This is a genomic window from Edaphosphingomonas laterariae, from assembly GCF_900188165.1.
Taxonomy (GTDB): Bacteria; Pseudomonadota; Alphaproteobacteria; order Sphingomonadales; family Sphingomonadaceae; genus Sphingomonas_E; species Sphingomonas_E laterariae.
In genome coordinates this window covers 318,188-338,331 of the sequence record NZ_FZOS01000001.1, presented here as the reverse complement: position 1 = coordinate 338,331, position 20,144 = coordinate 318,188, and the positions used below count along the sequence as shown (strand labels likewise).

General features: G+C 66.5%; 16 protein-coding genes. 8 read left to right on the top strand and 8 right to left on the bottom strand.

Annotated features, from left to right (window positions below; all coding sequences use genetic code 11):
* Positions 1-50: 50 nt before the first annotated feature.
* The 5 genes from CHB74_RS01475 to CHB74_RS01455 form a co-directional block, all read right to left on the bottom strand.
* Positions 51-350 carry a hypothetical protein gene (locus tag CHB74_RS01475; RefSeq protein ID WP_089217812.1) on the bottom strand — a complete coding sequence of 100 codons (300 nt, stop codon included), beginning with the start codon at positions 348-350 and terminating at the stop codon, positions 51-53.
* 129 nt (positions 351-479) lie between these two features.
* On the bottom strand, positions 480-1,535 hold the full coding sequence (locus tag CHB74_RS01470; protein WP_218821357.1) for a cupin-like domain-containing protein: 1,056 nt from the start codon (positions 1,533-1,535) through the stop codon (positions 480-482).
* A gap of 64 nt (positions 1,536-1,599) precedes the next feature.
* Entirely contained in the window at positions 1,600-4,293 is a 2,694-nt protein-coding gene (locus CHB74_RS01465) for a TonB-dependent receptor domain-containing protein (protein WP_179220662.1), read from the bottom strand.
* 77 nt (positions 4,294-4,370) lie between these two features.
* Positions 4,371-5,897: a hypothetical protein gene (locus CHB74_RS01460; protein WP_089217810.1), complete on the bottom strand. Its 1,527-nt coding sequence runs from the start codon at positions 5,895-5,897 to the stop codon at positions 4,371-4,373.
* 228 nt (positions 5,898-6,125) lie between these two features.
* Entirely contained in the window at positions 6,126-6,896 is a 771-nt protein-coding gene (locus tag CHB74_RS01455) for a type II secretion system protein N (RefSeq protein WP_089217809.1), read from the bottom strand.
* A 124-nt stretch (positions 6,897-7,020) separates the two neighbouring features.
* Between CHB74_RS01455 and CHB74_RS01450 the strand changes: the two genes are divergently transcribed.
* The 3 genes from CHB74_RS01450 to CHB74_RS01440 all read left to right on the top strand — a co-directional run bounded on the left by CHB74_RS01450 (position 7,021) and on the right by CHB74_RS01440 (position 10,928).
* The gene (locus CHB74_RS01450) at positions 7,021-7,440 is read left to right on the top strand and encodes a MerR family transcriptional regulator (protein ID WP_089217808.1); all 420 of its coding nucleotides are present in this window, start codon (positions 7,021-7,023) and stop codon (positions 7,438-7,440) included.
* A gap of 50 nt (positions 7,441-7,490) precedes the next feature.
* Positions 7,491-9,284: an acyl-CoA dehydrogenase C-terminal domain-containing protein gene (locus CHB74_RS01445; RefSeq protein WP_089217807.1), complete on the top strand. Its 1,794-nt coding sequence runs from the start codon at positions 7,491-7,493 to the stop codon at positions 9,282-9,284.
* 198 nt (positions 9,285-9,482) lie between these two features.
* Positions 9,483-10,928: an MATE family efflux transporter gene (locus CHB74_RS01440; protein ID WP_089217806.1), complete on the top strand. Its 1,446-nt coding sequence runs from the start codon at positions 9,483-9,485 to the stop codon at positions 10,926-10,928.
* A 7-nt stretch (positions 10,929-10,935) separates the two neighbouring features.
* Here the strand turns inward: CHB74_RS01440 and CHB74_RS01435 are convergent, their stop codons facing one another.
* Entirely contained in the window at positions 10,936-11,697 is a 762-nt protein-coding gene (locus CHB74_RS01435) for a class I SAM-dependent methyltransferase (protein ID WP_089217805.1), read from the bottom strand.
* Positions 11,698-11,769: 72 nt separating this feature from the next.
* The gene (locus tag CHB74_RS01430) at positions 11,770-13,959 is read right to left on the bottom strand and encodes a coiled-coil domain-containing protein (RefSeq protein ID WP_089217804.1); all 2,190 of its coding nucleotides are present in this window, start codon (positions 13,957-13,959) and stop codon (positions 11,770-11,772) included.
* An 84-nt stretch (positions 13,960-14,043) separates the two neighbouring features.
* Here CHB74_RS01430 and CHB74_RS01425 point away from each other — a divergent pair, with 84 nt between their 5' ends.
* The 5 genes from CHB74_RS01425 (at position 14,044) to CHB74_RS01405 (ending at position 18,820) form a co-directional block, all read left to right on the top strand.
* Positions 14,044-14,340 (top strand): Hpt domain-containing protein, encoded by a 297-nt coding sequence (locus CHB74_RS01425; protein ID WP_342746556.1) that lies wholly within the window; start codon positions 14,044-14,046, stop codon positions 14,338-14,340.
* A 107-nt stretch (positions 14,341-14,447) separates the two neighbouring features.
* A complete protein-coding gene (locus tag CHB74_RS01420; protein WP_089217802.1) occupies positions 14,448-15,686 on the top strand; it encodes a hypothetical protein in 1,239 nt (412 codons plus the stop codon).
* A gap of 98 nt (positions 15,687-15,784) precedes the next feature.
* On the top strand, positions 15,785-16,891 hold the full coding sequence (locus CHB74_RS01415; RefSeq protein WP_089217801.1) for a DUF2336 domain-containing protein: 1,107 nt from the start codon (positions 15,785-15,787) through the stop codon (positions 16,889-16,891).
* On the top strand, positions 16,888-18,255 hold the full coding sequence (locus CHB74_RS01410; RefSeq protein WP_089217800.1) for a sensor histidine kinase: 1,368 nt from the start codon (positions 16,888-16,890) through the stop codon (positions 18,253-18,255). The genes CHB74_RS01415 and CHB74_RS01410 overlap by 4 nt, the downstream gene beginning before the upstream one ends.
* An 85-nt stretch (positions 18,256-18,340) precedes the next feature.
* Positions 18,341-18,820 carry a VOC family protein gene (locus tag CHB74_RS01405; RefSeq protein ID WP_089217799.1) on the top strand — a complete coding sequence of 160 codons (480 nt, stop codon included), beginning with the start codon at positions 18,341-18,343 and terminating at the stop codon, positions 18,818-18,820.
* 75 nt (positions 18,821-18,895) lie between these two features.
* Here the strand turns inward: CHB74_RS01405 and CHB74_RS01400 are convergent, their stop codons facing one another.
* Complete coding sequence (locus CHB74_RS01400) at positions 18,896-20,065, bottom strand: sulfotransferase family protein (protein ID WP_089217798.1); 1,170 nt, start codon at positions 20,063-20,065, stop codon at positions 18,896-18,898.
* Between the last annotated feature and the right edge of the window lie 79 nt (positions 20,066-20,144).

Below are 20,144 nucleotides of genomic sequence, written 5' to 3'. Positions count from 1 at the left end.
TGAGAACGGACCCGCCGGCCGCATGATCTGGCCGGCGGGTCTGCGCGTGATCAGGCGCGGCGGGTGCCGGCCATCTGCATGGTGCCGAAGGGGCCGACCTTGGCCGAACCGTTGAGCGTGTCGCCATCGACGGTGGCGGTCGCTTCCATCGTGATCGGCGGCATCTTCATCTTCATCGTCCAGGTGAGCGTGTTGCCGTCCACCTTGCCGTCCTGCACTTCCATCGCGCCGGCAGGGCCTTCATTGGTGCCCGAGAAGGTGTCGCCATTGGTGACGATGGTGAACACCGATTTCTGATCGCCCATCGGCGTCTTCGTCACGCAATCCCAGGTGCCGTCCGCATTGGCCATGTTCGCTTCCTCTCGCTGATGTGATTATCGCTGCAAAATGAATGCGATTTACTATGCGGTGGATGCGGGGCGCTTGGCAAGGTGGATTCTGGCGGTCCGGCAGGGCGATTTCACCTGCACCCGCGGCAATCACAACTGGCCGTAACTCTGATAACCGGTGTGGAAATCATTATCCCAGACGAAGTTGGTGAAGGACAGGCCGATCGTCGTGTCCAGCCCTTCGACATGGTGCCACCAGCCGACCGGGATGAAGAGCGTGTCGCCCGGGCCGATCGTGCAGGTGATGGCGGTCGGCCGCTGGCCATCGGGCAGGTTGGCGAAGGCGCCGGGGCCGGGCCACTGGCTGTAGCAGTGGATGTGGTTGAGCATCCGCGGCGTTTCCCAGATCGGCACCAAGGTGACGCGCTTGGTGCCCGCGATCTGGACGAGAAAATTGTTGGTGAGATCGTGGTGGAAGGGCGTGATCGTGCCCTTCGGCCCCATCCAGAAGAAGCCATCGCGCATGGTGGCGGAATCGAGGAAACCGGGCATGTCGCCAATCTCGTCCCACAAGGGCGCGAGAGCCGCGCGGTTCGGCCCGCTATTATTGGCCGTGACGTAATAATCGTTGCTGGGCTTGCCCGAGCGCAGCCGGGTCAGCAACTGGCGGAGCGGCATCCGGCTCTTATGCTGTTCGGATCGAATTTCGTAGGTCGCGTCGCCTTCGCGGCCCGTCTGCACCTCGATCTCGGTATGGCCGGGCAGGGCTTCGAGACGATCGAGCGACCATGAGCGCGCGGCCCAGTGATCGACCATGCCCTTGAGGATCAGCGGACGGCTGGCGGCATAATGATCGCGCAGGAACGCATCCGGGGTGGGGCGTTCGGCCACCGGCACCTCGCGCGGCAACGCCATGGCGGCGAGGCGGGAGAGCGATTCCAGCACCCATTCGCGCTTGGCGAGCCGCGCGGATATGGTGCCGCCGGCCTGATAATATGGGCTGGACGATGCGGCCTGGAGCTCTGCCGCGATGACGTTGGCGGGGGCACCCAGTTCGCCCAGCCGATGCGCGATCGGTTCGACCGAGGAACCGAGCAGGAGATTTTCGGCGATCCAGCGCTGCCATTCATGGTTGAGCTGGGGGATGCCGGCGGACCCCGGCTTGCGGGTGGCCGTGCGCGCGGCCTGGCGCTGCAATTTTCGCATTCGGATCGGCTCCGCCATCATCGCTTTCTCTTTGAGCAGCGATGATGGCGTTTCTGTTACAGGATCAGAACTTGACGCTGGCGCCGAGCGAGACGCTGGTGCCGAGATCATAGCGGTTCAGATAGATGCGGTTGGAACCCGCCTGCTGATATTCCTGATATTTGGTGCCGGTAAGGTTGCGCGCCTCGAACTTGATCTCCACGGGCGCACCCATGAAATCCACTTCTTCGCGAGCGACGAAATCGACGCGGAGGCCCGGCTTCTCGACGATATCGGGCTGGCGCGCTTCGCCCTGGATCGGGCCGCGATTGGTGACGCGCTTGCTGGCATAGGTGACGAGGATCGTCTGCTGCGACAGGCGGTCCATATCCTCGAAGCCGATCTGCAGGTTGGCGATGTGATCGGATTGACCGGTCAGCGGGGCGCCATCTTCGAACAGCACATTGGCGGGCAGCAGGTTCTGCTGCGGGCCGTAGATCAGCTCGTCATCCACCTTCAGCTTCGATTTGGTGTAGGTGTAGTTGCCCTGCACCATCAGGCGCCGCGTGGCCCAGAAATCGCTGTCGCCGAACACGGTATCGAGCGGGAAATATTTCTGGATGTCGACTTCGGCGCCGTAGAGCTGCGCTTCGGGCGCGTTGGCGAAGCCGGTGCGCAGCGCGCCGCCGCCGGCGAAGAAGGCGACGGTTTCGATCGGATTGTCGATCTTCTTCCAGAAACCGGCGACCGTGAGCCGTTCGCCGCGCCCGAAATAATATTCGTAGCGGGCTTCGGCATTGGTGAGCTTGCTGTCGGTGAGGCGCGGGTTGCCGGTGAACTGGCGATCCGATTCGAAATCCTGATAGATTTGTTCGGCGAGTTCGCGGAACTGCGGCCGGGCGATCGTCTTGGAGGCGGCGACGCGCAGCTGCATGTCCTCCGCGAAGTTCCAGGTGACCGTGGCGGCGGGCAGGAAATAATCGTTCTTGAGGCTGGTCTGCACCAGCCCGTCGCCGAGCGGGAGCACGGTTTCCTTGGCATCTTCGTAGCGGACGCCGACGACCGCGTTCAGGCCCTGCAGCAGTTCCGCCTCGGCCTGCGCATAGCCGGCGTTGATTTCGAGGCCGGCTTCATAAGCGGCAGCGCCTTCCGCCGACGACACGTCGCGCAGCTGGATGTTGTAGGTGTAGATATTGTAATCCGACACCAGATAATCCGGCCGTTCCTGCGCCACCGCGAGCGGCAGCGCGCCATCGGGCCGGAAATACTGATACTGGTAGCGCGACGAGGTGCGCTCGGTCTTGGTATAGGCATAGCCGGCCGAAACCTTCGCCTTCATCGCCGTCGGCAGTTCGTAGGTGAGATCCGCCGAGCCGCCATAGACGTCCTCGTTCAGGTCGCTGAACGCGATGTCGGCATTCTGACCGTTGGCGGCGAGGTTGTTCACATAATCGCCGGCCTGCGCGTTGTAGGCATAGCTGAAGCCGCGCTCATAAGGCGATTTGCGCTTCGAATTGGCGTAGGAGCCGCGCAGATCGAGGCTGACATCGCCGAACTTGAATTCGCCCACGGCCTGCGAATTGATGAGCTGGCGTTCGAACCAGTAGGTGTTCTGCTGGATCAGTGACGCGGGTTCGCCTTCCACCGGATCGGTGACGTTGCGATCATAGCCGGCCGCGAGGCGACCCTGCTTCACCACGTCGCGGATGTAGAGGTTGGTCCAGCGGATCGCCTGCCCGTCGCCAAATTCATAGCCCAGGCCGACGAGGCCGTTGAGCAGGACGCGATTGTCGGTGATGACCGTCTGGAATTCTGACTGCGGCATGCCTTCCAGATTGGGATCGAGCGAGCTTTGCTGCAGCACGTTACGCGTGCGCCAGCTGTTGCTGTAGGAGGCCGATGCGACGAGGCCGAGCCGGCCATCGCCAACGTCCCACGCCGTGCCGCCCGACAGATCGAACGAGAAATTGGCCGGGATATTGTGGTTGCGTTGAAGCAGCGTGGTCGGCGCGTTCACCAGGCTTGCGGCGAAGCCCTGCAGTTCCGACTGGCTGTAATTGCCGGCGTTGATCGGCTTGCCGCTGGCGATCGCATTCTTGATGCCCGCCGGCACGTCGCGCGTGCCATCGTCGAAGCCCGTCCAGTCGCTATCCGAACCATAATAGGTGTAGCCAAGCTGGCCCGTGGTTTCGGTGTCGCCGCTGATGCTGCCGCCGATTTCCAGGAAGGGCTTGTTCGGCACCGCCTTGGTGGTGAGGTTGATCAGGCCGCCGCCGAACTCACCCGGATAATTGACCGAGTAGCTCTTCTGCACGAGCGCCGAGGACAGGACGCTGGTGGGGAAGATATCGAGCGGAACGACACGCTTGAGCGGTTCGGGCGAGGGCAGGGGCGAACCGTTGAGGAGCGCCGCCGAATAACGATCGCCAAGGCCGCGGACATAGACGAAGCCGTTGCCGACCACCGACAGGCCGGTGACGCGCTGGAGCGCGCCGGCGATGTCGCCTTCGCCGGTGCGGGCGATTTCGGCGGTGGAGAGCACGGCGACGACTTCTGGCGTGGCGCGGATCGGTTCCGGGATGAAGCGGCCGGTGACGACGATATCGCCGCCGCCGCCGCCGCCCGGGATCGACATGTCGACCTTTTCCTGATCGGCGGCGCCATCCGTCTGCGGCGCGGCTTCGGGCGCCGGGGCCTCGACTGGCTGGGCGAGCGCGGCCGGCGCGACCAGTGCGGTGGTGAGAAGGAGCAAGCCCCCGATGGTGAGCGGCTTCGACATATGTCCCCCGGAATTCCCGATAATGTTGGGGGGCGGCAGCGCGCGCCACCGCCCCCTCCGTTCAAGGTTGGGCGGTCTTAGAGCGCCGTGCAGTTACGGCTTTCGCTGCCGAACGAGACGTAGCTCGCATTGCAGGTCCAGCCGGCATACCAGGTGTCGCTCGCGTCGCGGACGGCACCGATATAGTTGGTGTTGACGAAGAAGCTGCCGAGCGACGAGGCGTTGAATGCCGGCACCGCGCTTTCGTTGGCGCCGTTGATGAACACGTTCGCCAGCGTCGGCGTGTAGGCCGAATTGTTGTTCGTGCCGCCGTTGAAGATCGTCGTGATATCGGCCACCGCGACATTGTTGTCGTTGTTGAAGGCGGTCGGGCACGACATCACCACCGAGTTGAACACCGGCGGGCCGACATCATCCAGCGCGGCATCGGCCGGACGGATGGTGGAGCCGCCGCCGGCGTCGATGTCGAGGCAGTTGGTGGAACCGGTGATGATGCCGTTGACCATCGTGTAATCGGTGCCGCCGCGCAGCAGGACGCTGTTCTGGCCGGTGCCGCCCAGCGTGGAGCGGTGGATGAAGGTGAAGTTGGCAAGGCGCGTGTTCTGGCGCGGCTTGGCATCTTCGTTGCCGTTCGAGTCGGCCTCGATCATCGTGTCGCCGTTATTGGCATCGCGCTGGACGCCGATGACGAACTGGATGAAGCCCTTGTAGCCGAGGTCGGTGTCGAGGGCGTCGTCGTCGGCGCCGGTGATGACGAGGTGCTTCAGGTTCGGGCGGCCGCCGAAGATTTCGATGCCGTCGTCCGAGCTGTTGTGGACCTGGATGTGGTTGAGCACGGTGCCCGAGCCGACGCCGCCGAGCGTGAGGCCCTGAAGCTCGTTGCCGGCCGCGATCGCGAAGCCCGAATAGCGGATCTGGACGTAGCGCAGGGTGCCGCTGTTATCGTCCGCCGTGGCGCCGCCGTAGAGCGCGTTCGACGTGCCTTCGACGATGTTTTCGCAATTGACCGAACCACCTTCGACGGCGGTGTTGCAATCGCTGATCGGCGCGCGGCCGAGCAGGACGACGCCGCCCCACAGGCCCTGGCTGGTGTCCGTCGCGGTGCCTTCGACATTGGCGCGCGCGGTGAAGATGATCGGATCGGTTGCCGAACCTTCGGCGAAGAGCTGCGAGCCGCGATTGACGACCAGATAGTCATTGCCCGACGAGCCGAAGATGGTGACGCCCGGTTCGACCGTCAGCACGACCTTCTTGCCGCCGGCCGCGGTGCCGCTGCCGCCGACATCGGTGCCGACATCGACGCGGCCCGAGAGCGAATAGACCATGCCGTCCGTCTTGCGGAGGACGAGATCGGACGAGATCGTGCCCTGCAGCGCGCAGTTGCGCAGGCCGTTGACGACGCCTGCATTGGTGGTGCCGGTGGGGCAATCCGTGGGGGTCGGGGTCGGCGTGGGTGTCGGAGTCGGCGTGGGGGTGGGCGTCGGCGTGGGGGTCGGCGTGGGCGTCACGATCACGCCGTCGCCCGGCGAGGCGACGTCATCCGCGCCGCAGGCCACGAGCGAAAGCGCGCTCCCGACAAGGAGGATATTCCGGAGATAGGTCATGATTGCCCCTCTGTATTGGCTAGGACGCCGGCCTCCCCCGAGTCCGGTTGGTGGACTCGTCAGTGCCGTTGCGGGGGTGCCCTAGAGGGGGAAAATGATAGTAATATTACAGTGTGCCGGGGTTTGTACGGATATTGATCGTGAAACAGCCGCGCAAACTTTGTGTAATATTGTCGTATTATCAATGTAATTCAAATGTCACTTGGTTGTAACATTTGCGCCGTGGTGTCAGATCGCCGATGTGTCGAGCCGGGCCTCGCTGCGGCGGCCGTTGCGTTCATATTCGAACACGATGGTGGGCGAGATGGCGATCTCGTTGGCGAGCTTGTTCACCTCGTTCTCGCTGGCGAAGGCGCGGCCGTTGATGCCGATGACGACGTCGCCGGGCTGGAGGCCGGCCTTGGCGAAGGCGGGCATTTCGGTGCCGGCGCGGATGGTGAAGCCGGTGATGCGACCATCCTCGCGCTTGCGCGGGGCAAGGCCGGTGCGGAAGGCGACGGTCTGGTCGCCGGCTGGCGCGCGCGACGCGCGCTGGGCGGTGCGGGTGAGGCTGGCGACTTCCGCGCCCGGAAACGCGATACGCACGTCGGCGCCATTGTTCGACAGCAGCACCGATTGCGCTTCGATCGCGGCGAGCTTGACGCCGGGCAGAACGTCGCGGCCGACGATGAAGCGGCCCTGGCGGCCGCCGGGAAATTCGATGATCGCGGCCCCGGTCTCAGCGGCCCCCATGATGCCGCGCAGGATGAGCCCCGATGTGTCGGCGGTCGGCATGGCGGGTACGGCCGTGGCGGGCGGCGGTGGCGCGGCAGGCGCCTCGGCCGGCGACGATGCTGCGGGCGCGCTGGTCAGTTCGGTCGGTTCCTCCGGGGCGGCGGGGCGCAGCAGTGCGACCAGCCCGGCCGATAGCACGATGCCGCCGGCCGCCGCGATCAGCCATTCGCGCGTCGAGCCTCGGCTGGAAACGGCGGAAAAGGCGGGCAGGGCAGGGGTGCGCATCGGGGCCGCTTATGGCAATGGCGTTACAGCTGCGTGACAGCGGGCGCGGATGGATAGCGCGCGCCTGCATTTTCCGAAAGGCGGCCGATTGACGTTGACGTGAGCGTAAACTACCATCGCCGCCATGCCTGCTCATGCGACGATCGACACGCCCGACGCCCAGAACCGCCACTCCTATACCATCTCGGACCTGTCCGAGGAATTCGGGGTAACGGCGCGCGCGTTGCGCTTTTACGAAGATGAAGGGCTGATCGCGCCCGAGCGCGTCGGCCTGGCGCGGGTCTATTCGAAGCGCGATCGCGCGCGGCTCGCCTGGATCCTGCGCGGCAAGCGCGTCGGCTTCAGCCTGGCCGATATTCGCGAGATGATCGACCTTTACGATGCCGATCCCGAGCGGGCCGAACAGCGCCGCGTGACGACTGAACGGTGCCAGCAGAAGATCGCCAACCTGCAGAGCCAGCGCGACGACATCGATGCAGCCATCGCCGAACTGGAGACGTTCATCGCGACGCTGAAGAAGGGGACGAAGATCCCCGCCGTCTGACCCCCCATGGCCCCAACATGGCCGTCCGACCCTTCCGAGGAGCCTGACCAATGCCGATCTATTCCGCGCCGGTGCGCGATACCCGCTTCGTGCTCGATGCCGTTGTCGGCCTCGACCGCTATTCCAACCTGCCGGGCTTCGAGAGCGCGTCGGCCGACATGGTGGATGCCGTGCTGAGCGAGGGCGCGAAATTCTGCGAGGAAGTGCTGTTCCCGCTCAATCAGGTGGGCGACCGCGAAGGTTGCACCCGCCATGCCGACGGCAGCGTGACGACGCCGACCGGCTTCAAGGCGGCCTATGACGCGTTCCGCGAGGCGGGCTGGCCGACGCTGACCGGGCCGACCGAATTTGGCGGGCAGGGGATGCCCCATGTCATCGCCACCGCGTTCGAGGAATATCTGATCAGCTCCAACATGGCGTTCGCCATGTATAACGGCCTGACGATGGGCGCGACGGCGGCGATCCTGGCCAAGGGATCGCAGGAGCAGAAGGCGCTCTATACGCCGAAGATGATCGCCGGCGAATGGGGCGGCACGATGAACCTGACGGAGCCGCATTGCGGCACCGATCTGGGCCTGATCCGCACCAAGGCCGAGCCGCAGGGCGACGGCAGTTACAAGATCAGCGGCACCAAGATCTTCATTTCGTCGGGCGAGCATGACCTGACCGAGAACATCATCCACCTGGTGCTGGCCAAGGTGGCCGGCGCGCCGGACAATGTGAAGGGCATCAGCCTGTTCATCGTGCCCAAGTTCATGGTGAATGCCGATGGATCGCTGGGTGCGCGCAACGCCGTCTCCTGCGGCTCGATCGAGGAGAAGATGGGCATCCACGGCAATTCGACCTGCGTGATGAATTATGACGGGGCGACGGGCTTTTTGGTCGGCGAGGAGAATAAGGGCCTGGCCGCGATGTTCATCATGATGAATGCCGCGCGGCTGGGCGTGGGCCTGCAGGGGCTGGCGGTGGGCGAGGTCGCCTATCAGAACGCCGTGCAATATGCCAAGGACCGCCGCCAGGGCCGCGCGCTGACCGGCCCGAAGGAGCCGGACCAGAAGGCCGACCCGCTGTTCGTGCACCCCGATGTCCGCCGCATGTTGATGGAGAGCAAGGCGTGCCTGGAAGGCGCGCGCGCGCTGTGCATGTGGGGCGGCCTGCAGGTTGACCTTGCACACCATGCGCAGACCGAGGAGGAGCGGCAGAAGGCCGACGACCTGATTTCGCTGCTGACGCCGGTGATCAAGGGCTACACCACCGATCTCGGCTATGAGATCGCGACCAAATCGCAGCAGGTTTATGGCGGCCACGGCTACATCCGCGAATGGGGGATGGAGCAATATGTGCGCGATGCCCGCATCTCGCAGATCTATGAAGGCACCAATGGCGTGCAGGCGATGGATCTTGTCGGCCGCAAGCTGCCGATGAACGGTGGCCGCGCGGTGATGGCGCTGTTCGCGATGATCGGCGAGGAAATCGCTGCCGCCAAGGCGACGCCCGAAACCGCCGATCTTGCCGCCCGGCAGGAAAAGGCGCTGGGCGAATTGCAGGCGGCGAGCATGTGGCTGATGCAGAACGGCATGGCCAACCCCGAAAATGCCGGCGCCGCGGCCTATAGCTATATGACGCTGATGGGCGTGGTTTCGCTGGGCTGGATGTGGCTGAAGATGGGCCGCGCATCGGCCGCCGCGCTGGCCGCCGGCACCGACGACAAGGCGTTTCACGAAGCGAAACTGGTGACGGCGCGCTTCTATGGCGAACGCATCCTGCCCGATGCCGGCGCGTTGCGCCGCAAGATCGAGGGCGGGGCGGAAAGCCTGATGGCGCTGCCGGTGGAAGCGTTCTGACCCTACAGGCGCGTTGATCCCGCGTCGGCGGCACCCGCCCTTCGGGTGGGGCCGTCGCCGACGCGGGCCGGACGTGAATGATGCGGCCATGAATGCGGCCAGCGTCAGGAGCGGGCCGCGATCCGCGCTTGCCGGGGCGCGCCAAGCGGCTAGAGACGTCTGACCCGGCATCCGCCGGTGGGGGACGGAGAACAGACCATGGCGACACGCCCCGGGCGCGACCTGACGACCGGACCGATTGCGCGAACGCTGCTGCTGTTCGCGCTGCCGACGCTGGGATCGAGCGTGCTGCAATCGCTGAACGGATCGATCAACGCGGTCTGGGTGGGGCAGTTTCTGGGTGAGGCGGCGCTGGCTGCCACCGCCAACGCCAATCTCGTGATGTTCCTGATGTTTGCCGCCGTATTCGGCTTCGGCATGGCGGCGACGATCCTGATCGGCCAGAGCTTCGGCGCGCATGACGTGGATGGCGCCCGCCGGGTGATGGGAACGACCACCGGCATGATCGCGGTGAGCGCGACGCTGGTCGCCATGGCCGGCTATTTGTGGTCGCCCGCTTTGCTGCACCTGCTGAGCACGCCGCCCGAGGTGTTCGAACTGGCGCTGGCCTATCTGCGCGTCATGTTCGTCGCCCTGCCGTTCAGCATGATTGTCGTGCTGCTGACCATGGGGCTGCGCGGATCGGGCGATTCGATGACGCCATTGTGGTTCATGATCCTGGCCGCCGTGATCGATGTGGCGCTGAACCCGGTGCTGATCCTGGGGCTGGGCCCGGCGCCGGAAATGGGCATTCAGGGCGCGGCGACGGCATCTTTGATCGCCAATATCGTGAGCCTTGTCGCGCTGGTGGCCTATATCTACGCGCGCGACCTGCCGTTGCGGCTGCGCGGACGGGAGATAGGCTATCTGCTGCCGACGCCGGCGCTGATGGGGACGATCGTCCGCAAGGGCGTGCCGATGGGCCTGCAGATGCTGGTCGTTTCAGTTTCGGCGCTGGCGATGATCGGGCTGGTCAATCGCGAGGGCGCGGCCGTGACCGCGGCTTATGGCGCGGCAAACCAGCTATGGACCTATATCCAGATGCCGGCGATGGCGCTGGGGGCTGCGGTGAGCGCGATGGCGGCGCAGAATATTGGTGCCAATCGCTGGGATCGGGTGGGGCAGGTGACGCGCGCGGGCGTGGCGATCAACATCGCGATGACCGGCGGCGCGGTGCTGCTGCTGCTGGCGATCGACCGGCAGGCGCTGTCGCTGTTCCTTGGCAATGACGGGCACGCCATGGCGGTGGGGCGCCACATGAACCTGATCGTCAGCTGGGGCTTTATCCTGTTCGGCATCACCGCCGTGCTATCCGCCGTGGTGCGCGCCAACGGCGCGGTGATGGTGCCGCTGATCATCCTGATCATCGCCTTCTTCCCGGTTCGGCTTGGCATCGCATCCATGTTCCAGCCGAGGATCGGCGCGGACGCAATCTGGTGGAGCTATAATGCCGGCGCGATCGCGACGCTGATCATGACGGTGGCTTATTATCGCTTCGGCAAATGGCGCGAGCTGCGCATGATGCCGCAGACCGACCCGGTGGAGGCGGAGGAAATGGTGCTTTCCTGCGCCGAGCCGGCGGGGCGCGACCAGCCGGCGGGCTGAACGGGATTTACACCGCTCGCCAGGCGAACATGCTCGTTTCATAAGGGAAAGCGACGTCGCGGCCGCCGGCAAGTTCGGGCGTGCGCGCGATCAGCGCCCGCACCTCGCGCTCCACCTGCTGACGATCTTCGGCGGGAAGCGCGGCGATGAAGCTGACCGAAAGGGTGCGCTGGAGCACGACCTGTTCGGCCGTGCCGGCGTGGATGTGGCCGACATGGCGTTCGCCGACGACGGTGAAGCCGGGGGCGGGGAAGGCTTGGCGCCACGCGCCGGTGCGATAACGGGGCGTATCGCCTTCATAGCGGTTGGTGATGGTGGACAAAGCGGCGACCCACGGCACGCGTTCGTCGCGCCCATTCCAGATTAGCCCCAGCATGCCGCCGGGTGATAGCACGCGACGCATTTCGGCCAGCGCGGCGGGGGTAGCGAACCAATGAAAGGCCTGGGCGCAGACGATGGCGTCGACCGCGCCGTCGCCAAGCGGGATGGCATCGGCGGTGCCCGCCAGCGTGGCGATTTCGGGATGATCACGGACGATCTGCGCGCGCATCTCGTCAATCGGTTCGAGCGCGACGATCGTGCTGCCGCAGGCCTGAAGCGTGGGGATGAACTTGCCGGTGCCCGCGCCGACTTCCAACACGGTGCGGTCCGGTCTGGCGCCGATGACGTCGCGGAGCCAATCGACCGCTTCGGCCGGATAATCCGGCCGGCCGGCGACATAGTCGCGCGCCGCACCGTGATAGCCTTTCGAGCTTTCGTGGATCTGCATGCCGATCGCCTCTCGCCCATCATCGGTGATCGGCGAAACGCGGGCGGCGGACAAGCGTTGCGCGCGGCGCGCTTAGGTGCGCAGCCGTTCGATGGCCTGGGCGAGCGCGACGTAGAGCTTGCCCATGTCGGACGAAAGCAAGGTGACGCTGAGCGGAGCGCCATCGCGCGTGGCGAGGACGCGCCGCAGCATCGCTTCGAAATCGTGGACGTAGCGGTTCACCTGCTCGCGGAACTCGGGCTCTTCCTCATAATGGCGCGCGATTTCCTTGGATTCGGCGGCTTCCACGAGGCGGACGGCGCGGCGGGTGAAGACGCTGCGATCGCCCTTCAGATAGGATGTCCAGGCGGTGTCGGTCACATCGTTCGACAGGATCTTGGTGACGTCGATCGCGGCGGAATTTAGCGATTCGACAAGCAGGGCGACACGGCGCGAAAAGCCTTCCTCGTCATGGTCGCTCACCTGCGCGCGCACTTCATCGATCCGGGCGTCGACGGTGGCGGCGGTATCCTTGATGGTGAGGAGCTGCTGCTGGAGCCGTTCACCCGCCGAGGTGGCGGCGGCGACCGCGCGTTCGGCCGTTGCGCTGATTTCGCCCAGGCGCGCGGCGAGCGTTTCGTTGATCGCCGTTTCGATTGCTTCGCGGCTGGCATTGCCGAGGCTGGCGGCGGCGTTGGGGATGACGATGCCCAGCGTTTCGCGGGCGCGATCGGCCGCCTGCACGGCGGTTTCGCGGACGCGGAGCAGCGCATCGACGAGCTGCGGCCCGGCCTTGTCGGCCAAAGTGCGCGCGCTTTCCTCGGCCTCGGCGATGCTCGCCCGCAGATCGGCCGACTGGCGGGTGATTTCGGCGAGCCGTTCGGCCGCTGCGGCCTGCATCGCTTCGATCGACGCACGCTGAGCGGCGATCGCCTTTTCGGCGTCGGTGATGTTTGCGGTGGCGATCGCGACCGCGCGTTCGAGCGCATTGGCTTCGGGCACGAGTGCGGCGATCGCGCTATGGCTGCGGCCGGCCTGCGCCTCGATACCGGCGAGCGCCGCGGGAATATAGTCGCCGATGCCGGTGGTGCTGGCATCGAGAGCGGCCTTGAGCGCGGCGGCGCGTTCGACCAGCGCCTCGGTGGCGGGGGCTGCTTCGGCGAGGCGGCCGGTAAGGCCTTCGCTCTGTTCGCGCAGCGCCGCGAGCGCATCGGTTAGCTGGCGGGTGGATTCGCCGCTGCGATTGCCGAATTCGGCGAAGCGCGCCTCGATATCGTCGAGCGAGCGATCGAGGCCGTGCAGCACGCTCTGGCTCGCCTGATCCTGCGTGGCGAGGCGGGCGGACAGCGTATCGATGCGCTGGCCGATTTCATCGACGCGGTGGGCGAGCGCCTGTGCCGCGCCGCCGACCTGTTCATCGGCACGCGCGCCATGTTCGCGCATGGTGGCGATGTGGGTGGCGAGTTGCTGCGCGGCGCCCGAGGCGACGGCATCGGCCTTTTCGCCCTGTTCGGCGAGCGCCGAAAGCTGATCGGTGAGCGCGACCATGCGGCCATCCGCCTCACCGGCCGTATCGCGCAGGCGCTGGATGATGCCACGCACCTGTTCGTCGACACGGGGCAGATCGTCGATCAGCACGCCGAGATCGCTGCGCGCGATTTCGGCCGCCGTTTCCAGATGATCCGATTCGACGCGGAGCGCCTTCGTCTCGCGCGCCATGGCCGATGCGATTTCGCCGAGCCGCATCGACGAATCTTCGCCCAGCGACAGCAACTGTTGCGCCTGATCGGCAAGCGCGCGGCGATTTTCGGCGATCCGATCGGTCATCAGGCCGACGACATGTTCGAGATTGGCGGCTTCGGCGCGCATCGCCTGCGCGGTCTGGGCGAAGCGCCGGGCTTCACGGCGGCTGGTGCGCTGGAGGACGAGGAACAGCACGCCGAGCAGTGCGAGCGGGCCGCAGGCGAGCGAAACGAGCGCGGTGACGCTGGTGAGCGGGGTGCCTTCCGCTTCCAGGCTGGCGGCGACGGCGGCGATCCACGCGGCTGCGACGATCAGGAAGAGCGCGCCGGCGACCATGTCGCGCTTCGGCGTGCCGAGATCGGCGGCTTCCTCGACCATCTGGAGCGGTGGTGGCGGCGGGAGCGAAGGGGCCGAAGCCGGTTCCGGTTCGGGCTGGGGAGGCGGTTCGACCGCGCCGGATTCTTCACGATTGCGTGAAATGGCTTCGAGCAGCGCGCGGTGCTCACGCCATTGATCGGTGGATCGGGCCCCCTGGTTCATGGACATTGTTTATCAGCTTTCCCGCCGCGCGGAAGGGCCGGCGAAACCCCCTGTTAACATCATCGTGCGAGACTTGCGGGCATGATGTACGATCCCGGCGCCCTTGAAACCGCGCTCGCCGCCGCCGTGGGGGATGACCCCGCCCTGGTGACCGAGCTTCGCAGCGTGTTCCTTGCCAGCGCGCGGGGCCATGCCGATGCGCTCGACCGTGCCGTCGGCGCGTCCGAATGGCGCGTGGCGGCGATGCGCCTGCAGGGGCTGGCGGCGAGCTTCGGCGCGGTGCAGCTGATGACGCTTGCCGAGCGGGCGGTGGGCGGCGTGCCCGGTGACGCCACGATGCTGGCCGCGATCCGCCGCGCGATCGACAGCTTCGCGGCCTGACGCCCGCGCATTTCCGGCGCGGCAAATGCGCCATTCGCCGTCCTGTCCCTTTGCATCCTGCGGCTGACCGGCCTATCGCATGAGCCGATGCGATCGGGGGACGAAGCGTGGCGCTGGCGGCGCTGATATCGGCTTACAAGCTGGCGGAAGAGGAAACGGAAGGGCTGCGTGCGACCCTGCCGCTGGCCGGCCGCACGCTTGTCGAGCATCAGGCGCGGCTGGCGGCCTTTGCCGGCGCCGAGCAGATCCTGATCCTGGCCGAACGCGTGCCGGTGGCGCTGGCGGCGGCGGCCGAACGGCTGCGGCGCGCGGGCCTGCGGGTGGATATCACCCGCGACATCGCTGACGCGGCGGACCGCATCCACCCGGAAGAAAAGCTGCTGGTGTTCGGCGATGGCTGCCTGGCGCCGCCCCGGCTGGTCGAGCGGATGGCGGAAACGCGCGCACCAACGCTGCTGACCGTGCCCGACGAACCCGAACTGGCGACCTTCGAGCGGATGGACGCCACGGCGCGCTGGGGCGGGCTGATGCTGATCGACGGCGGATTGCTGCGCGGCACGGCGGCGATGCTGGGCGACTGGGACCTCGAATCGACGCTGCTGCGCCGCGCCGTGCAGGGCGGTGCCGAGCGGCTGGACGCAATGGCAGGCAATGGCCGGCAGCGCGGCAAAGCGCCGTTGCTGGCCGACGGCGTGGCCTGTCTGGCTGGCTATGACCGGGACATGTTGTCCGGCGCGCGCCCGCGGGGGCGGGACTGGCCGTGGCGCCATATCTTCCCCCGAATCGAAAAGCTTGTCGCGCCGCCCTTGCTGCGGCGGGGCACCGATCCGGTGTGGTTCGCGGTCGCGGCGGTGACGGCGGCGGTGATCGCCGGCATCTTCTTCGCGGTCGACTGGCGGTTGGCGGGGCAGGGCGCACTGATGTTTTCCGGCCCGATCGCGGCGGTGGCCGAACGCCTGGCCGGCGCGCGCCTTTCGCCCCTGCGTTGGGCGCGCGGTTTCCTGATCGCGCGGACAATCGCGGCGACGGCCGCCTTGCTGGTGCTGACCTATGGAGTTGCCACCGAAGCGGGCTGGGGCATGGCGCTGGTGACCGCCATATTGCTGGGCGGCATGGCGGCGTTGGCTGGGGAGCAGCGGATATTGCGGGCGTTGCCCGGCGGCTCGCCGCCATTGTGGATTGCCAGCCTGGATGCGTTGATCTGGGCGATGACGCCCTTTGCGCTGATCGGCCATTGGGCGGCGGGGCTGGCCGGATTGGCGCTTTATGCGGTCGCGTCCTTCGCGGCCGTCCAGCGCGAGGTGGCCGACCGGGTGATGGGGCGGACAGCGCCACCACCGGCCTGAGGGACGGCCGGATCATCACTTCATCGCTGCCAAATGACGGATGCGATGGAACAATCTTCGTTTAGCCGACCTTAACCGCATGGCCCTAGATTATGGCAATGGTCGCCTTTGTTCCGGAACCGATCGACAGCGCCGAGCGCCTGCTGGGCGACGCCGCGCGTGCGCAGGCGGCGGGGCGCGAGCGTGTGCGGCTGGCGCTGATCGACCTGTTCCTGCCGGATGGGCGGCGGCTGCGCGATATCGAGCGTGCGGCGGCGGCGAACCTGCTGCAGCGGTTGGTGGCGACGGTGGAAGATGACCTGCGTGACCGCATCGGCCAGCGCATCGAGACGCGCGACGCGGTGCTGGCGACCGCACTGACCGCCGGCGCGACGCCGATCGCGGCGCCGATGATCGAACATGCCGGCATGTTGCGCGACGCCGAACTGGTGGGGCTGGTGCTGCGTCGGGCCGAGGAGCACCGGCTGAGCATCGCGTTGAGGCTGGCGGCCGCGCGCGTGGCCGAATTCGCCCCCGAACCGCCGTTGATCGACATGCTGGTGGACGATGCCGAACCGGCGATCGCCGAAGCGGCGATGGCGATGATCGTGGCGGAAAGCCGGCGGATCGACCGTTTTCAGGATCCCGTGCTGGCCCGCACCGATCTGCCGGCTGAGGTGCAGCACCGGCTGATCTGGCGGGTGGCGGCTTGCCTGCGCCGTTACATGATCGAAATCGGCCGGCTGGACCCGGCGACCGCCGATCGCGAGGTGGGCGCGGCCGCGCAGGCGTTGCTGGCGGGATATGATGAAAGCGCGACGCTGGAAGGCCGGGCGATCGCGCTGGCGCTGCTGTTGCGCGCCGATGGCCGGCTGTCCGATGCGCTGATCGGCCGCGCGCTGGGCGAAGGCCGCGTGGCATTGACGGTGGCCGCGCTGGCATTGCGTGCGGGCATCGAATTCGGCGTGGCGTGGGACATGCTGTTCGACGCCGATGGCAGCCGGCTGGCGGTGCTGCTGAGCGCGATCGGCATGGATACCGCGACCGCCGCCGACATCCTGTTCCGCTGCGTGCCGAGCGACATGGATCCCGAAACGGCGGCCGGCCGGGTGGAAGCCTTCATGGCGCTCGATCGCGGCCGGGCCGAGGAGACGTTGCGGCCGTGGCGGCTGGACCCGGCCTTCCGCAACGCGATCGACGATCTCAATACGGGTCTGCGCGGATGATGGCACCGGTGCATGGCCGGCTCGACCGCGATTTCCGGCTGGTCGAGGCGGATGCGGCGCTGGAGGCGCTGCATGCACGCGCGGGCGGGGCGGCCGGCGGAGTGATCGCCGTGCCGCAACTGGCGAGCGTCGCCCGGCTGGCGCGACGGCTGGGGATCGTGGTGTCGCGCGGCGTGATCGCGGCGGATGGCGATGCCGATATCGAATTATGGGTCCGTGCCGAACCGCATGGCGAGGGCATCGCGCTGGCGATCGCCGGCTGGACGGAGCGAGCGGCTGGCGATGCCTTTCCGGCGGCGACGATCGACCGCGAGCATGACTTCATCCGCGCGTCGGCGGACTGGCTGTGGGAAACCGACGAAGCCCTGAAGCTGACCGCGCTGTCGCCGGGGGTGGTGCCTTGGCGCGAATCGCTGCTGGGCCAACCCCTGACCAAGCTGTTGACGCTGCACGAGGATGATCGCGGGATGCTGCCCATCCTTGACGCCATGGCGTCGCAACGCCGGTTCGACGATCAGGAAGGCGATCTGCGCGACGGGGGTGGCAAGGTGCGGCTTTCGGCGGTGCCGATCTTCGATGCTGCCGGGCGCTTTGCCGGCCTGCGCGGCGCGGCGGTGGCGATCGCGCCGCCGGAGGCGCCGGCGCTGATGGCGGTCCGCGACAGCGGCGGCACCAGCATCGACATCGGCCAGGCGGATGCCTTTGGCCGACGGCTGGACGCGGCGCTGCGTGCTCCGCTGGACCGGATCATTTCCGGCGCGGAGCATATTCGCACACAGGCCGATGGCCCGTTGCGGCGCGATTATGCCAATTATGCCGCCGATATCGCGGCGGCCGGGCGGCATCTGCTGGCGCTGGTCGACGATCTGGTCGACCTGCAGGCGATCGAACGGCCGGACTTTACGCCGATGATCGAACGGCTCGACCTGTGTGAGCTGGCGCGCCGTGCCGCGGTGCTGTGCGGCGTCAAGGCGGCGGATCGCGGCATCCGTATCGACCGGCCGGGATCGGCGGAGTCGCTGGGCGCCCAGGGCGATTTCCGCCGTGCCCTGCAGGTGCTGGTGAACATCGTCGGCAATGCCGTGCGCCATTCGCCGGATGGCGGATCGGTCTGGTTGCGCTGCGAGCGGCAGGGCCATTATGCCGCGATTATCGTCGCCGATCAGGGGCGCGGCATTGCGACCGAGGATCAGGCCCGCATCTTCGAGAAGTTCGAACGGTTGCAGCCCGGCGACGGCGCGGGCACCGGCCTTGGCCTCTATATCGCACGGCGGCTGGCGCGGGCGATGGGGGGCGACCTGACGGTGGAAAGCGCCGCCGGGCAGGGCGCGCGCTTCACCTTCACGCTGCCGGCGATCGACTGACGATGCGGCCGCGCGGAACGCCGCGGCCCGAATGCAGAAGCCTTTGGAGATGCCGGATGGCGGGTGGCCGGGTTAGGCTGGCGCCATGATCCGGGGAATCCACCACGTCGCCATCAATGTTGCCGATTTCGAGCGGATGGCCGATTTCTACCGCCGTGCCTTCGGTTTCGAGGAGATGCCGGGCGCCTTCGCCTGGGCCGACAATCCCGATTATGATCGCGTGCTCGGCGTGCCGGGATCGAAGGGACGGGTGGCCATGTTCCGCGCCGGTGCGTCCTTCCTCGAACTGTTCGAATATGCCGCGCCGCCCGCGCGCGACATGCCGCCGTTGCGGCCGAATGATCGGGGCTACACCCATTTCTGCGTGATCGTGGAGGATATGGACCGCGAGTTCGAGCGGTTGAAGGCGGAAGGCATGACCTTCGTCGCCGATCGGCCGGGCCATGAGGACGGGATGCGCGGCATCTATGGCGCGGACCCCGAAGGCAATGTCATCGAATTGCTGGAGCTTCCGGCGGGGCATCCGTGGGTGCTGGATGGGGCGGGGCCGCCGACCCGGGCTTGAGCGCACCGCGCGGCAAATACAAAGGCGCCGGTTTCGATGGGGAGCCGGCGCCTTCGATTTTACCTCGCAAGCCGTTCAGGCAGGCGCTTTTTCCAGGAAAGCCTCGCGATAGGCGCGGAACTTTTCCTCCACTTGCGCGCGGCTGAGACCGAAATCTTCCAGCGTATATTTGTGCGGCGCGCGATCCTCGCGCTTATTGGCTTCGATCCATTCGGCCATGCCGGCTTCGATTTCGGGCGTGACGGTGATGCCCGCCTGTTCGAGCACGGAGCGGCCCACTTCGACCGGCTTCGAAAGCTGATCGGTGTAGCGCACGTCGATGAAGTTGCGGCCCTTCACCTTCTCGCGCTCGGCAACGAACGTGTTGAGCAGTTCGGCAAGGCGATCGATCCAGACGGCGCCCACCTCTTCCTTGGTGATGCTGTCCGATACCATGCTGTAAAGGTTGGCCATCATGCTGGAATAAGACGGCACCGTCTGCACCGGATCGCGGTGCGTCATCACGATCTTGGCTTCGGGGAACACCTCAATCACGCCATCGAGGCCCATCAGGTGGCCCGGCGTCTTGAGCACCCACTTGGCGCCCTTGCGGCTGGGGTCGCTCCACTGGAGCAGCTTCAGGATCTGCTTGAGATCGCGATAGACCTGGATGCGATCATGTTCCATCAGCCAGCGCGCGAAGCTGGGGACGAAGAAGGTGCCCTCGATCATCGTCGACGAGAAGAGCTGGCCCATGATGATCAGTTCTTCGTCGGGCTGGTCGATATCCATCGGGTGGATCGACATCAGTTCGGGGATCGCCTGGCACATATAGTCCAGCAGCACCTTCGCCTCGGCGCGGCGCGGTTCGGGATTGCCGCGTTCCTCGCCCGGGAAGGGGACGTAATTCTTGGTTTCGTACCAGCGACAGCCCGTCATGCCGGGGGCGGCGGCGAGCATGCGGTGGAGCATGGTGCTGCCGGTGCGCGGCAGACCGGCGACGACGGCGGCGACTTCCACCTTCTCGTCATTGATTTCGGGATGCTGCTTGAACATCTCGACAAAACGCAGCCGGTTGACCAGCGAGGTGACGATGGTTTCGCGGGCATAGGCAGCGCCTGCCTCGCTCAGCTTCGCTTCGCCGTTCAGCGCCGGGATCAGCGCATCGATATGCGCGAAGAACCAGGTGTCGCCAAAATCGTCGAGCCCCGCCTTCGCCTTCGCCTCCGCAACCATCGTGTCGCGATCGGGCACCTTCGCCGTCATATCCCCTCCGGTCTCCGCATATTGTCAACTGCGGTGGTTGTGAATGTTGAACTTCGTAAAGATATATGGCGATCGCTGT